Source organism: Paenibacillus sp. ov031, from assembly GCF_900143165.1.
Lineage (GTDB): Bacteria > Bacillota > Bacilli > Paenibacillales > Paenibacillaceae > Paenibacillus > Paenibacillus marchantiae.
Genome location: NZ_FRDO01000003.1, coordinates 437,241 through 450,529, shown reverse-complemented (window position 1 = coordinate 450,529; position 13,289 = coordinate 437,241). Strand labels below are relative to the sequence as shown.

Below are 13,289 nucleotides of genomic sequence, written 5' to 3'. Positions count from 1 at the left end.
GGAGGCGGACCGTTTGGAGGTGGAAGGAATGGTAGAGAGCAGCAAGCACGAAGGAAATAAGGAAACACAGGAACGTACCACGCTTCAAAATATAAACAACCGCTCCCTGAAAGCTGCCGTCATTGGTCTCGGGTATGTTGGGTTACCCATGGCGGTGGAGATGGCGCAGGCTGGGTATCAGGTGCAAGGAATTGACATCGATGGAGCAAAGGTGGCTAAGCTGCGTGCCGGGAAATCGTATGTGATCGGCATTGAGGATAAGGTGGTGCAATCCCTTGCTCAGTCCGGGTTGTTCATGGCAGGCACGGATTTCGCAGCAGTGGCAAAGGCCAATGTGATTGTTATCTGTGTGCCTACGCCTTTGACCGCCGAGCATCAGCCGGACATTTCATTTATCGCTGCAGCGGTGGATGGCATAACGCCTTATCTTCAGGAGGGCAGCCTTGTCATATTGGAAAGTACCACATATCCTGGCACCACCGAGGAGCGTGTGAAGCATCCGATCGAAGCTGCGAAAGGGTGGAAAGTAGGACAGCAGTTCCATGTCTGTTATTCTCCAGAGCGGGTAGATCCCGGAAGTGTGCATTACGGGGTGAAAAATACACCGAAGATTATTGGCGGCTCCACGCCGTCCTGTCTGTCTTATGGAAAAGCATTCTACGGTTCGTTCCTGAACGAAATCGTTCCCGTTAGTTCAACGACAGTGGCGGAGACGGCAAAGTTGTTCGAAAATACGTTTCGCAGCGTGAACATCGCGCTCGTGAACGAACTGACACCTGCCTGTGAGCAAATGGGCGTGAACATCTGGGAGGTGCTGGACGCTGCGGCGACCAAGCCGTTCGGTTATATGCCGTTCTATCCGGGTCCGGGTATTGGTGGACACTGTATTCCAATTGACCCGATCTATCTGTCCTGGGCCGCTGGCCGTCAGGGATCGGAACTGCAATTCATTTCGCTTGCAGATGCGACCAATCGGCAAATGCCGGAAAGAGTCGTCAAGCGTGCCGCCGAGCTGCTCGAACAGAACGGTTCATCGATGCAGGGAGCCCGAATTGTGCTGGCGGGTATGGCGTACAAAAAAGATATCGACGACTTGCGTGAATCGCCAGCGCTGGATGTCTATAGACTGCTTCGTGAAGCAGGGGCAGACGTGGTCTTCACCGATCCTATGGTGCCTGTGTTCCGCAAGGATGATGGCACGGTTGCTCATGCTCAACCAGCATCACCAGCATTGTGGGCCGGGGCTGATCTGGTCATGATTACGACGGATCATACGGGCTTCGATTATCAGGAGATGGCGGATCATGCCAAGCTGATCTTCGATACACGTAATGCCACAGCCGGATGTGTCGGTGGAAATATAGTGGTGCTTGGACAGCCGACTCGGCCGGATGTGAGCCCTGAAAGCTTGAGGGAAACGTCAGGAGGCAGCCATGGCGAATCATGATCGGGTAAGTGAGCGTTATTATGGCGAGATCAATTCGGAGGAATCGCATGAAGCCACACGTACCCGCATTCACTGGATGTGCCGGGAAGCGACAGGTAAACGAATTCTGGATATTGGATGCAGCCAGGGCATCACCTCCATTTTGCTGGCACGGGAAGGCTTTCGGGTAACCGGGATTGATCTGGAAGAAGAGAGCATTCGGTATGCCAAGCAAGAGCTGGCGAAGGAATCGAAGCCGGTACAGGATAAAGTGGATTTTCGTATGCTGGATATTACCCAGTGGAAAGGCAGAACACCATTCGATACGGTGCTGCTGGGTGAAGTGCTGGAGCATTTTGCCCATCCCGAAACGTTGTTAATGAATATTCATCGCCTTTTGCATGAAAAAGGGACGCTGGTCGTCACGGTTCCTTACGGGTATCATCCGTTCTACGATCACAAGCAGACATTCTACGCCGGGAACCTGGCGATGTGCCTGATGCCTTATTTTGAAGTATTGAAGCTGGAAATTCATCATAAATATCTATGTTGCGTGGCACGCAGGCGGCGGGAAACGCAGCTGCATGTCTCGCCTACCACAAGCCAACTGACGGAGTGGATGAAGCTGGATCATGTACATTTTGCCACCGTGGAACAGAATCACCTTCGTCTGATGAATCAACGCAAAAAGGCGTTGGACAATGCGGTGGAGCAGGTTAGACGTCTGCGTCGTCAGGAGACCGGGGAAGGGTAGTATATGAGGCCAAGAAGAAAAAAACGCAATACGCGTAAGACGAGGAAGGGGCTTAAACCGTGATCACCATCAGTCTCTGTATGATTGTGAAGAACGAACAACGCACGCTTGCTCGCTGTCTCGACTCGGTCGCCGGCATCGTGGACGAGATCGTTATTGTAGATACCGGTTCATCTGACCGTACGAAAGAGATAGCCGCGCAATACACCGACCGGGTCTACACGTATGAGTGGAAGGACGATTTTGCTGCAGCGCGGAATTATTCTTTCGACCAGGCCACACAGGAATATATCCTGTGGCTGGATGCGGATGATGTGCTGCTGCCCGCGGAACGGGCGAAGCTTGAAAGGTTGAAGCAGCAGCTGCCGTCAGGCGGTGAGACGGCGGCTGTGATCTTGGGCTACACGCTGGCCGAGGGGCCGGAGGGAAGTCCACTCGTGACGGACCGACGGTTGCGCCTCGTCAAGCGAGAAGCGGGCTGCCGTTGGCATGGCCGGCTGCACGAGCAGTTAGGCTTCCCGCAGAGCGGTGTCATTACGGCAGACATTGCCGTCACGCACCGCCGCGAAGCGGGCCATCATTCGGCGCGAAACGTGCGCATTCTGCGCAAATGGATCGCCGAAGAGGGCGCAGCCCAGGGACGCCTGCTGTTCTATTATGCAGGCGAATGTTATGACCGCCGGCGTTATGCGGCGGCGGTTCGGGCGTATGCGAAGCTGCTGCTGGAGCCGAGCGGCTATCGCGAGGATCGGCTCATCGCCTGCGCGCGGCTGGCGGAATGTTATGAGCGGCTTGGCGAGCCGGGTCGGAAGCTGGGTGCGCTGCTGCAATCATTTCAATTCGATCTGCCGCATGCTGACTTCTGCTGTGCCATCGCTGCCTGCTTCCATGAGAGGCAGGAGATTGTGTCCGCCATCTACTGGTATATGCAAGCGCTCGATGTCAGCAGTCGCGATCCGGGTTTGCGCCCTGTGCCTGCGGCATGCCGCACTTGGCTGCCACACGCCAGGCTCTCCCTTTGTTACGCTCACATGGGAAACTGGGAGCAGGCGCTTCTGCATAACAGCAAAGCAAGAGAGTATCTGCCGAATGACCCCGGCCTGCTCGCCAATCGGCTGAAGCTTGAAGCGGTGTTGAGTAAGGTGAACAGCGGCTTGGAAGAGAAAGAGAAAGAGAAAGAGAAAGAGAAAGAGTAGTGTTGATCTGTTCTAGAGGTGGAATAAGAGCAGCCCCGCTTGCCGTGAGAGTCGCGAGCGGGGCTGCTTATTTGTGTTTTTATTTTTCAGGTGCTAGGCAGCGAACGTACTGGTCCTTCATGCGCAGGCTTTGGCATGCCCAGCTCCAGCCGTCGTAGATTTCGTCATCGATGTTTAGCGTAATGGTTTCATCTACATACTCATTCCAATTTTCGATTCGGAGCGTGTGTTCATCTTCCCATTCCAGATGGTTATGTCCGTGGTACTCGGCGCGATATATGTTTTTTACGATAGAATCATTCGGATCATTCGTTTTTTTCACATCCACCCAGATTGTGACTCCACCTGCCGCACCACCATAGGGCACACCGTAAATCTCGGCGGTATATTCTCCGTTTCTTGAAGGCATGGAGTAGCTCAGATCTCCTTGTTCGGATCGATCAAACGTGGAGAAGTAAGGGCGAAGCCAGAAATACAGGAATACGGCGGCAAACAGCACAAAAATCAATATTGAAAGTGCAGTGAATATCGGGTGTCGGCGTATCCATAGTTTGCGTGGCTTTGTCATCGATGAATTGGTAGCTTGAGGATTCTGGTCCATATGCTTTGATCCCCCCTTTTTTTAAAGCGAAGTTTGCTTCGCAGGAATATAAATTTCCATCTCCCCGTAATGATCCTGCGCGAGGCTGCCGTCGATCCTTTCAAAATAATACGAGTCACTCTTCGAATATCCTGAATGGCTCTGCCAGTACTCGTCTATAAACGTCCAGACACTGTCCAGATGATCAATGTTGATTAGACTGGGATGGAAATCACAGACGTATTTGAATACGGCATACTGGTTGGCCGGAACTTCGATCTGATCCAACTCTGCGGGTGCATTGTCGAGGCATGTCACTTGCACGGAAGGCAGATAGGTACTGTAGTCATCATTAATCTCGTTGGTGAACCCAATATATACATTAGGATGCATCGTATCGGGTATGGTGTGGAAATGATTTTCAAAAAAGCTATTGCCTTTTGCGTTGGATTCATAATGTTCCTCGTTATCGATATACCGTATCTGTGAACGTTCACCAACCAGCATCATGGCTGGTTTCCGTACATACGTAGGTTTGAAAATATAACCATACGGAAGCGTCGTAATCATAGACGAAGTCAAGCGTGCGGTAAGCTGGAGATCGCCAGTTCCTTGTTTGCGGTATTGCAGAGGCGTGATACCAAATGCCTGTTTGAATGCGCGTATGTAGGACTGTTCATGCTCGAAAGAATAATGACCGCTAATATCGATGATCTTCCAGTTTTGATCGACCAACTGATCCAGACTGCGGGCCAGTTTGCGTGAGCGAATATATTCTCCGGGCAGTTGCCCGCTCATATGTTTGAACATCCGATGGAGATGGAATTTGGATATGTGAGCGGTTGATGCTAGATGATCTAGCGTTAATTTTTCATGGATATGATCCTCTATGTAGTTAAATAACTTATCAAAGGTATGTAGCTGATCGTGTTGCATATGAATCTCCCTTATCAATTCAAGTAGTTAGAGCAAGAAATGTTCATTTTTTCCTTATATCCGATGATATCATAACCAAGTACTTAATTTAATGACAAGATTGGAGAAAGCATCCATGTTTGCTGAAAAAAGAACTTATACCACACGAGGTATGATAACTCGTTTATGGACATTAACGGGCAGATATCGGATGTTCATCGTCCTTTTGCTCTTCGCCGCCTTTGCAATCTCATTGATAGAAGTGGGTTATATGGAATCCATACGAAGATTGGTCAAAGGTGCCACTGAATCTCAATTTTCCCTGATCTATTCGGGGCTCATTATTGGTGTTTCCATTGTTGCGTTAAGAGTCATCGTTACCGCAATCATGACGTGGATAGAAACGCTCTTTCAACAAAAGACGCTCTTGTCTTTACAGATGCTGCTGCTGTCCTCGCTGGGAAGCACTGCTTCACGTGAACTCACTCGTTATCATACAGGTGATTTGACTGCGAGAGTCTGGACATCTGCTAAAGAAGCGCAAAATGGGTTGAACCAGCATGGTATTGAGTTAGCAAAAAATATCATCCAACTCATTCTCGCGTTTGCATACTTTAGTTGGGTGAATCTGCCGTTGTCTTTGGCGATCATTGTATTCACTTTGGTCTATCCTGTTGTCACAATGCGTCTGGGCAGCCGCCTGCAAAGACGACATGATCAATTGAATTCAGATGCTGCGGCAAGGGATGCATTGCTAACTGAAGTGATTCAGGCTCCTGTGGAGATCCGAAGTTACGGACTGAAGGGTTACATATATGAACGTTACGAGGAACGTATGAATCAGGTATTCAGACAAACAATGTCTGTATCGGTCTTGCAGCGTCTTTCGGAAGCGGCTGGGCGAGTGTCAACTTATGGCGGGATGATTTTGATTCTGTATCTCGGTGGGATTCAGGTGTTAAATGGACATATGGATGTGGGAGGATTGGCAGCTTTTCTGGTTGCCAGCAGTCAGTTAACTCGTCCGATTGAGGCCATGTCCAGTCTCTGGAATGGTTTTATCGGATCAGCTTCTCATGCGGCGAGAATTTTTGAAGTGATGGATTTGGATAAAAAGAAAACCCTGACAAATGAGATGAAGCGGTCCTTGAAGAATACGGAGTCTGGTTCAATGAACGGGGATACATATGAGAACTTAGAAAAAACTGCTGCTGATCGCGAAGGACAGCTCCCGATGGCAGGTCTGCATATACAGCATGTGTACTTCAGCTACGCGGAGAAAGCAATGCTATTCGATGCCACCTTTACGGCTGAGATGGGAAAGCTCACTGTCATCACTGGACCAAGCGGATGTGGGAAATCCACGTTGCTAAAATGTATAGCTGATGTACATATGCCTGTGAGTGGATCGGTACAATTTATACCTGAACACAGTTCAGGCATGAATGACTATAGTCAGGTCTACGTACCACAGCAAGTTTTTATTTTCACAGGTACAGTGGAAGAAAACATCGCCTTTGGTCAAGAGTTGCTCTTGCCGGAACAAATAGTAGGCGCTGCATGTCTTGCTCAGGTGCATGATGCGATTATGCGTCAAACATTGGGATACCGCACGGTTCTAGAGCCTCAAGGAAGTTCGATGTCTGGCGGTGAACTTCAGCGAATCAGTATCGCAAGAGCAATTCTTAGGGAGCCAGATGTCATGTTGATGGATGAGCCCACATCTTCACAAGACCCCATAAATGAACAACGATTAAATGCCATGTTTACCAAACTTACTGAGGAGAAAAAAACGACGATTATTGCAGTTACACACCGAGTACCTCTCCTCGAAAAGGCAGATCGGGTGGTCTATATGAGGGAAGGCCGCGTTGTGGATACGGGATCACATCATGAATTGTTGGATCGCCCGAATGGGTATCGTAGCTATATTGAGGAGCAGGTCCTGGAAGTGGAGGAACGCCATGAGTAACATACATGTGGAAACGGAACGTGTGGATGAAAAGGTCCAAGTCAATGAACATAAGGTATCGGCAACTCTGGCGAATGTATGGCCTGTTATTTTTCGCTTCATGAAGCCTTATGGACTTGCTGTTGCTGTCTTGCTTGTTTTTATAGCAGCAGATGCCGTCTTTGATTGGGGACTTGCCTTTGTCCAGGGATTCTTCGTAGATTCCATTAATCAAGGAGGGCAGGAGCAACTTAACAAAACAGCGATTCTCGTCATAGGCCTCCTGACAGGTTTTATCGTTTTACTGGCGATGCATCGATACGTTCTTGTGTGGCTAAAAGAATCTCTATACAGGGATATGTCGATGAATCTGCTGACGCTGTTAAACCGAATGCCGTATGTGTGGGTGCGAAGGCAAAAGTCTGGAGATATCATGCTCCGTATTAAAGAGGACACCAAACATGGCGCAGAAGTCGTGGAGGCGATTGCGGAGGGTGTAACGGTTGTCTTTATTATTGTATTGTCACTTGGATATTTGTACCGAGCAGATCCATGGGTCGCTGTAGTTGCATTGGTGAGTGCGGCAGCGATTTGGTTGACGGCCAGACTATATGATCAGCGAATTGTACGTCTGTCTGATGAAGTAGAAGGGAAAGAAGGGGAGTCTCAGCAGCAAATTCAACAGTATGTTGAGGGGATACCATCGGTTCAAGCCTATAACGCATCCAACTGGTTTCTGTCTCGTTTTCGATCACAACAAGAATCACTCAATCGGAGTCAGGCGAAATTGCAAATGACTTTGAGCCTGTCAGATAACGTATCTATGGCCGTATTCGGTCTTGCCCAGTTGGCTGCTTTGTTCCTTATCGCTATGTCAGCGGCTAGAGACAGTTTGTCACCAGGTACGGTTGTAGCCAGCAGTCTGCTATTTGAGCTGGTCGTGTGGCCTGTACTTGGGCTGTCCAGTCAGTGGAGCCAAATGCAGGCGAGTGTAGGGGCATTTGGACGAATCTCGACATGGCTGAAGTTGGGGGAAGCAAATGGTGATATTAAGCTGAATGAACAGTGGAATATACAACAATCCGATGATCTTGCAGAACCTATCCTTCGACTTGAACAGGTTAGCGTAATCAATGAAATCAGTGGTCGTGTCGTCCTCGATGAGTTTACGTTGAATGTGAGGCAGGGGGAGATGGTAGCTGTGGTTGGCACCAGTGGTTCGGGCAAGTCGAGCTTGTGCCAAGTCTGTGCAGGGCTGATTGAACCCAAAGGCGGGAGAGTATTACTTCATAATAAACCGGTTGCTCAATATATCGGAATGGATGACCTATCCATTCTGACGTATATGCCGCAGGTACCGAACTTTTTTTCAGGCACAATCGACGAGAATATTCGCCTAACTGCAGAAGCTGCTTTACCGGGGGTAAGACTTGCGGCAGAGCGAGCGGTATTGCATGAATTTATTGAAACGCAGGAGGGGCAATATTATGCTCCTTTACAGGAGAAAGGCTCCAATTTGTCCGGAGGGCAACAGCAGCGGCTCGCGCTGGCTAGAATGTTCATGCGGTCATCAGATCTGTATATTCTGGATGAACCGACGGCATCGCTGGATATCCAGACGGAGCAAAAAGTAACGAGTAATCTGCTAAGTTTCATGGAAGGAAAAACTGCACTAATTGTTACTCATCGTATGGAAGTCGCTCGTCAGTGTTCCCGCATCATTGTGATGGAAGAAGGTCGACTTATCGAGGATGGAATACATGAGCAGTTGATGGAGAAGAGAGGATTGTACTATCGTATGAATATGCGGGAGAACTTTTGAGGATTGTGGGGTGCTGTAAATGAATGAACCTACATTGAAGAAAGGGATGGATACGCTAGAGTTTCTGAGTCTGGATCGTGAAGCACGTCGTTGTATGAAGAGCGGCAAAAGTATTTGCACGATGAAGCCTCAATGATTGAATGGGCTAGGGAAAAGGGATTAGTGGAAGGTGAAAAAAGAAAGGCTTTTGAAATAGCTAAAAATATGCTTTCATTCGGCATTGAAGTTTCTATCATTGTCAAAACGAGTGGTCTAACTGAATCTGAAGTTGAGGCGCTAAAAGATTAGCAAATGTGTTTTAAATCTAAACAATTGTCTTGTCCCCAAAAGGGCAGGCGGTTGTTTTTTAATTTGTCCTAAAATGTTCACTCACACCTGATTCTACTTGCATTCTTTCCGGATCACTCAGGATATACCGCTGTTACACATTTGCCAAAGATCGTTTTACAGTAAAACGCGGTTGCTCATTCGGGTCTGGGCCGTTAAACTAAAGGGAGCGGCGTTTGCTTGACGGACAAGTCATGAGAACGCCATTTTGTTGTCAAGGATGCGGTATATGCCGCTTTCGGATGTCAGAATCGGATCGGACCAAGCTGGTGGAAGAACACCGGTGATAAGTAAGGAGTCTTTACATGAGTGTGCAAACACCTACATTAGAAGAAGCGCAGGGTCTCCTGCAAAAATATTATGGCTACCCCGACTTCCGTGAGGGACAGAAAAAGATCGTAGCCAGCCTGCTTGAACGTGAAGATACGCTGGGTATTATGCCAACCGGGGGCGGGAAATCGATCTGTTATCAGATCCCCGCTTTGTTGTATTCGGGTCTGACGCTTGTCGTCTCTCCGCTGATCTCATTAATGAAGGACCAGGTTGATGCCCTGACCACGGCTGGTATTGCAGCCGCCTATATTAATAGTACGCTCAGCGGCAAAGAAGTGAATGATCGTATCCGCGCAGCGCAGCGCGGTGAGCTGAAGCTGCTCTACGTCGCGCCTGAGCGACTGGAGCTAGACTGGTTCCGCGAGGAGATGGGCTATTTGCCGATCTCGTGCGTTGCTGTGGATGAGGCCCACTGTGTGTCGCAGTGGGGGCATGATTTTCGGACAAGCTACCTGGCGGTAGCGCCGTTTGTGGACAGTTTGCCGGAGCGGCCGGTGGTTGCGGCCTTTACGGCTACAGCGACGCCCGAAGTCATGGGAGATATTCTGCGGCTCCTGCGTTTGCAGGACCCGCAGACGTATGTGACCGGACTTGGGCGAGATAATCTGGCGTTCAGCGTGCTGCGCGGCGAGAGCAAAAAGGACTTTGTCCTGAATTACGCGCGCGAGCACGCCAGCGAGCCGGGTATTGTGTACGCCGCGACCCGCAAGGACGTGGACGATTTGCATCAGCGTTTGCTGCAGGCGGGATTACCCGCAGGACGCTACCATGCCGGGATGACGGACGATGAACGGTCCCAGAGCCAGGAAGCTTTTTTGTACGATGATATCCGGGTGATGGTGGCCACGAATGCGTTCGGGATGGGGATTGATAAATCCAATGTGCGTTACGTTATTCATAACAGCATGCCGAAGAACATGGAGGCATATGTGCAGGAAGCCGGTCGTGCGGGACGGGACGGAGAGCCGAGCCAGTGCATTTTGTTATTCGGGGCACAGGACATTATCACCCAGAAGTTCCTGATCGAGCAGAACCCGATGGAGGGTGACCGCAAACAAAACGATTACCGGAAGCTGCAACAGATGGTGGACTACTGTTACACGACGCGTTGTCTGCGCAGTGCACAGCTGGATTATTTCGGTGAGGTGCATGAGGACAAGCCGTGCGGCATTTGCAGTTCATGTACGGACGACCGTGAGCTGGTGGATATGACGATTGATGCGCAGAAAATATTCAGCTGCATTCACCGCATGCGTGAACGGTATGGTGTATCGCTGGTCGCTTCGGTGCTCAAGGGCTCCCGTGCCAAAAAAGTACTCGATTACGGCTTCAACTCCCTGCCAACATACGGCGTGATGGGTAATCGTACAGAGCGTGAGATCGCGGAAATCATTAACGTCATGGTGTCCGAAGGTTATCTGATGCTGTCCGAGGGGCAGTATCCGGTTGTTCGTTTGCAGCCACTGGCGGTGGAAGTGCTCAAAGGTCAGCGTGAAGTGATGCAGCGGGTGGTTCGCAAGACGGCGGCAACGGCTTCGGGTACAAACTATGGCGGACGTCGTGGACGAGATGCAATGCCATCTGCGGTTAACGAGACGGTATTTGAGCAGCTGCGTCTGATCCGTCGTGATCTGGCGGCGAAAGAGCATGTGCCGTCGTACATTATTTTCAATGATGCGACCTTGCGCGAGATGAGTGTGGTATGTCCAAGGACAGAACGTGACATGCTGGATATTAAAGGGGTCGGTGAGGTCAAGTACCGTAAGTACGGGCTGCCGTTCCTGGAGTTTTTCCAGAAGCAAACGGGCGAAGACGTGGATACGGATGATGATGCTTTTTATGAATACGAGTGAGATGTTGGATGAAGATTCTTACGTTTTGAAATGAAAAATATAGTCTGGTGGTCCAGACAAAGGTTGTGAACCATGAAAGTTATTCTCTCTACATTAAATGCAAAGTACATCCATACCTCTTTGGCCTTGCGGTGTCTGAAGGCGTACAGTGAGAAGGATTTTGATATTGAGCTGGCCGAGTATACGATTAAGGACCCGGTCATGAATATCGTGTCCGATCTGTATCAGCGCGGTGCTGACATGATCGGGTTCTCGTGTTATATCTGGAACATTGAAGAGACAATCAAGGTCATTGATATTTTGAAAAAGGTTATGCCAGAGGTGAAAATTCTGCTCGGCGGGCCGGAAGTGTCCTACGACACGGAATATTGGATGAACCGCATCCCCAATGTCGATTTCATCGTGATGGGTGAAGGGGAAGAGACGCTGCATCAGCTCTTGACGGAGCTGGAGGGAAGCAAGAAGTTCCATTTCGTATATGGACTGGCGTATCGCAAAGGGGAAGAAGTCATTCTCATGCCGGGACGGCCAAAAGCGGATCTGAATGATCTGCCGTCACCGCACCGTTTTGAAGAGGATATCCCGGAGCTCGGGAAACGTGTTGTTTATTTTGAAACCAGCCGTGGCTGTCCGTTCAGTTGTCAGTTCTGTCTGTCCAGTATTGAGGTCGGCGTGCGGTATTACGATATTGAGCGGACAAAGTCGGACATTCTGTACCTGATCGAGAAGGGCGCGAAGCTAATCAAGTTTGTGGACCGGACATTTAACATCAAGCGGGATTATGCGCTCGAAATGTTCAAATTCCTGATCGAGAATCATCAGGGGACGGTATTTCAGTTTGAAATTACGGCTGATATTATGCGTCCCGAGGTACTGGACTATCTGGCAGAGAATGCGCCGCCAGGCACATTCCGGTTCGAGATTGGGGTTCAGTCCACGAATGATCCAACGAATGAACTGGTGAAACGCCGCCAGAACTTCTCGAAGCTGAGTCGTACCGTGAACAAGGTGAAAGCCAGCGGCAAAATCGACCAGCATCTGGATCTTATCGCCGGACTGCCGGAGGAAGATTACAATACGTTCAGGAAGACGTTTAACGATGTGTTTGCATTGGGGCCGGAAGAGCTTCAGCTTGGATTCCTCAAAATGCTGCGCGGTACGGGTCTGCGTCTGGATGCGGAGAAGTACAACTATACGTATATGGATCACGCGCCGTATGAGATTCTGGGCAGTGACGTGCTGCCGTTCAGCGACATCGTGCGCCTGAAGCGGCTGGAGGATGTGCTGGAGAAATACTGGAACGCACATCGGATGGACCATACGCTGAAGTATCTGATGGAGCAGGAGTTCGATTCGCCATTTGATTTCTTCCAGGCGTTCGGGGATTATTGGGAGGGTCAGGGCTGGCAGAAGATCGGTCACCAGCTGGAGGATCTGTTCACTCGTCTGCACAGCTTCCTGGAGTCGCGCAACACGCCGCATATGGATATTGTGCTCGGCTTGATGAAGCTGGATTATTTCCTCGGCCACAAGTACAAACCACGCAAAATCTGGTGGGAAGATCCGCTCCAGAAAGACCAGTGGGCGGGTTATATGAAAACGTTGGCTGAACGTCCGGAAGACGTTCGCCTGCCGCGTATTGCCGGTGCCACAGGCACGGCGTGGCTGGAAAGCAGCGGCACGAGTGCGATTGCCGCTGCGGGAAGTTCGGCTGCTGACGGGGAAGACTCTGCCGCGGATGCGGCGGGTGTGATCGGCAGCGATGGCGGGGATGTGGCGTCGCTTGCAGCGCGCGACGCAGTTGAGTCCGCCGCAGATGGAGCGGCGGACATGGGGGACGGCAACGCTTCGCGTGCGTTGCCGATGACCTCAGCCATGACCGCACAGACGGTCATGGGTGCCCGTGCTTTCGCCGACCTCGGTCTCGGCGAAAAGGAACTGCAGAAGCACACCGTATTGGATGTGCTTCCGTTCCGGCTTGAGCGAGTGCTTGCTGGCGCCAGCCCGCTTGCCGCGAAAGGCCGGACGCTGCTGGTCGTGGTGTACCAGCAGCATGAAGGGCAGCAGGCGCAGTATTACACGCTGCCGCTGGGAGAAGAAGCCGCTGCCATGTAGGTGCAACGGCATTGGGG

At 50.4% G+C, this 13,289-nt stretch carries 9 protein-coding genes and 1 pseudogene; 8 read left to right on the top strand and 2 right to left on the bottom strand.

Annotation, left to right across the window (positions count from 1 at the left end):
- Positions 1-19 precede the first annotated feature (19 nt).
- The 3 genes from BUA17_RS15920 to BUA17_RS15910 are packed head-to-tail and all read left to right on the top strand — an operon-like array spanning position 20 to position 3,376.
- Positions 20-1,447, top strand: coding sequence for a nucleotide sugar dehydrogenase (locus tag BUA17_RS15920; RefSeq protein ID WP_244552171.1), 1,428 nt, complete (start codon positions 20-22; stop codon positions 1,445-1,447).
- Positions 1,434-2,180 (top strand): class I SAM-dependent methyltransferase, encoded by a 747-nt coding sequence (locus BUA17_RS15915; RefSeq protein ID WP_072734233.1) that lies wholly within the window; start codon positions 1,434-1,436, stop codon positions 2,178-2,180. The genes BUA17_RS15920 and BUA17_RS15915 overlap by 14 nt, the downstream gene beginning before the upstream one ends.
- Positions 2,181-2,239: 59 nt before the next feature.
- Positions 2,240-3,376 (top strand): glycosyltransferase family 2 protein, encoded by a 1,137-nt coding sequence (locus BUA17_RS15910; protein WP_244552161.1) that lies wholly within the window; start codon positions 2,240-2,242, stop codon positions 3,374-3,376.
- 79 nt (positions 3,377-3,455) lie between these two features.
- On the opposite strand, the gene BUA17_RS15905 is transcribed toward BUA17_RS15910, so the two are convergent.
- Complete coding sequence (locus BUA17_RS15905; RefSeq protein ID WP_072734232.1) at positions 3,456-3,977, bottom strand: DUF5412 family protein; 522 nt, start codon at positions 3,975-3,977, stop codon at positions 3,456-3,458.
- A gap of 21 nt (positions 3,978-3,998) precedes the next feature.
- Positions 3,999-4,892 (bottom strand): AraC family transcriptional regulator, encoded by an 894-nt coding sequence (locus tag BUA17_RS15900; protein ID WP_063568328.1) that lies wholly within the window; start codon positions 4,890-4,892, stop codon positions 3,999-4,001.
- A gap of 115 nt (positions 4,893-5,007) precedes the next feature.
- Here BUA17_RS15900 and BUA17_RS15895 point away from each other — a divergent pair, with 115 nt between their 5' ends.
- The 5 genes and pseudogenes from BUA17_RS15895 (at position 5,008) to BUA17_RS15875 (ending at position 13,272) form a co-directional block, all read left to right on the top strand.
- Entirely contained in the window at positions 5,008-6,843 is a 1,836-nt protein-coding gene (locus BUA17_RS15895; RefSeq protein ID WP_072734231.1) for an ABC transporter ATP-binding protein, read from the top strand.
- Positions 6,836-8,644 carry an ABC transporter ATP-binding protein gene (locus BUA17_RS15890; RefSeq protein ID WP_072734230.1) on the top strand — a complete coding sequence of 603 codons (1,809 nt, stop codon included), beginning with the start codon at positions 6,836-6,838 and terminating at the stop codon, positions 8,642-8,644. The genes BUA17_RS15895 and BUA17_RS15890 overlap by 8 nt, the downstream gene beginning before the upstream one ends.
- Before the next feature lie 10 nt (positions 8,645-8,654).
- Positions 8,655-8,932: pseudogene (locus BUA17_RS15885) on the top strand (Rpn family recombination-promoting nuclease/putative transposase); the annotation flags it as partial.
- Between the two features lie 344 nt (positions 8,933-9,276).
- Complete coding sequence (gene recQ / locus BUA17_RS15880; protein ID WP_072734229.1) at positions 9,277-11,157, top strand: DNA helicase RecQ; 1,881 nt, start codon at positions 9,277-9,279, stop codon at positions 11,155-11,157.
- Between the two features lie 72 nt (positions 11,158-11,229).
- Positions 11,230-13,272: a B12-binding domain-containing radical SAM protein gene (locus BUA17_RS15875; protein ID WP_072734228.1), complete on the top strand. Its 2,043-nt coding sequence runs from the start codon at positions 11,230-11,232 to the stop codon at positions 13,270-13,272.
- Positions 13,273-13,289: the final 17 nt, after the last annotated feature.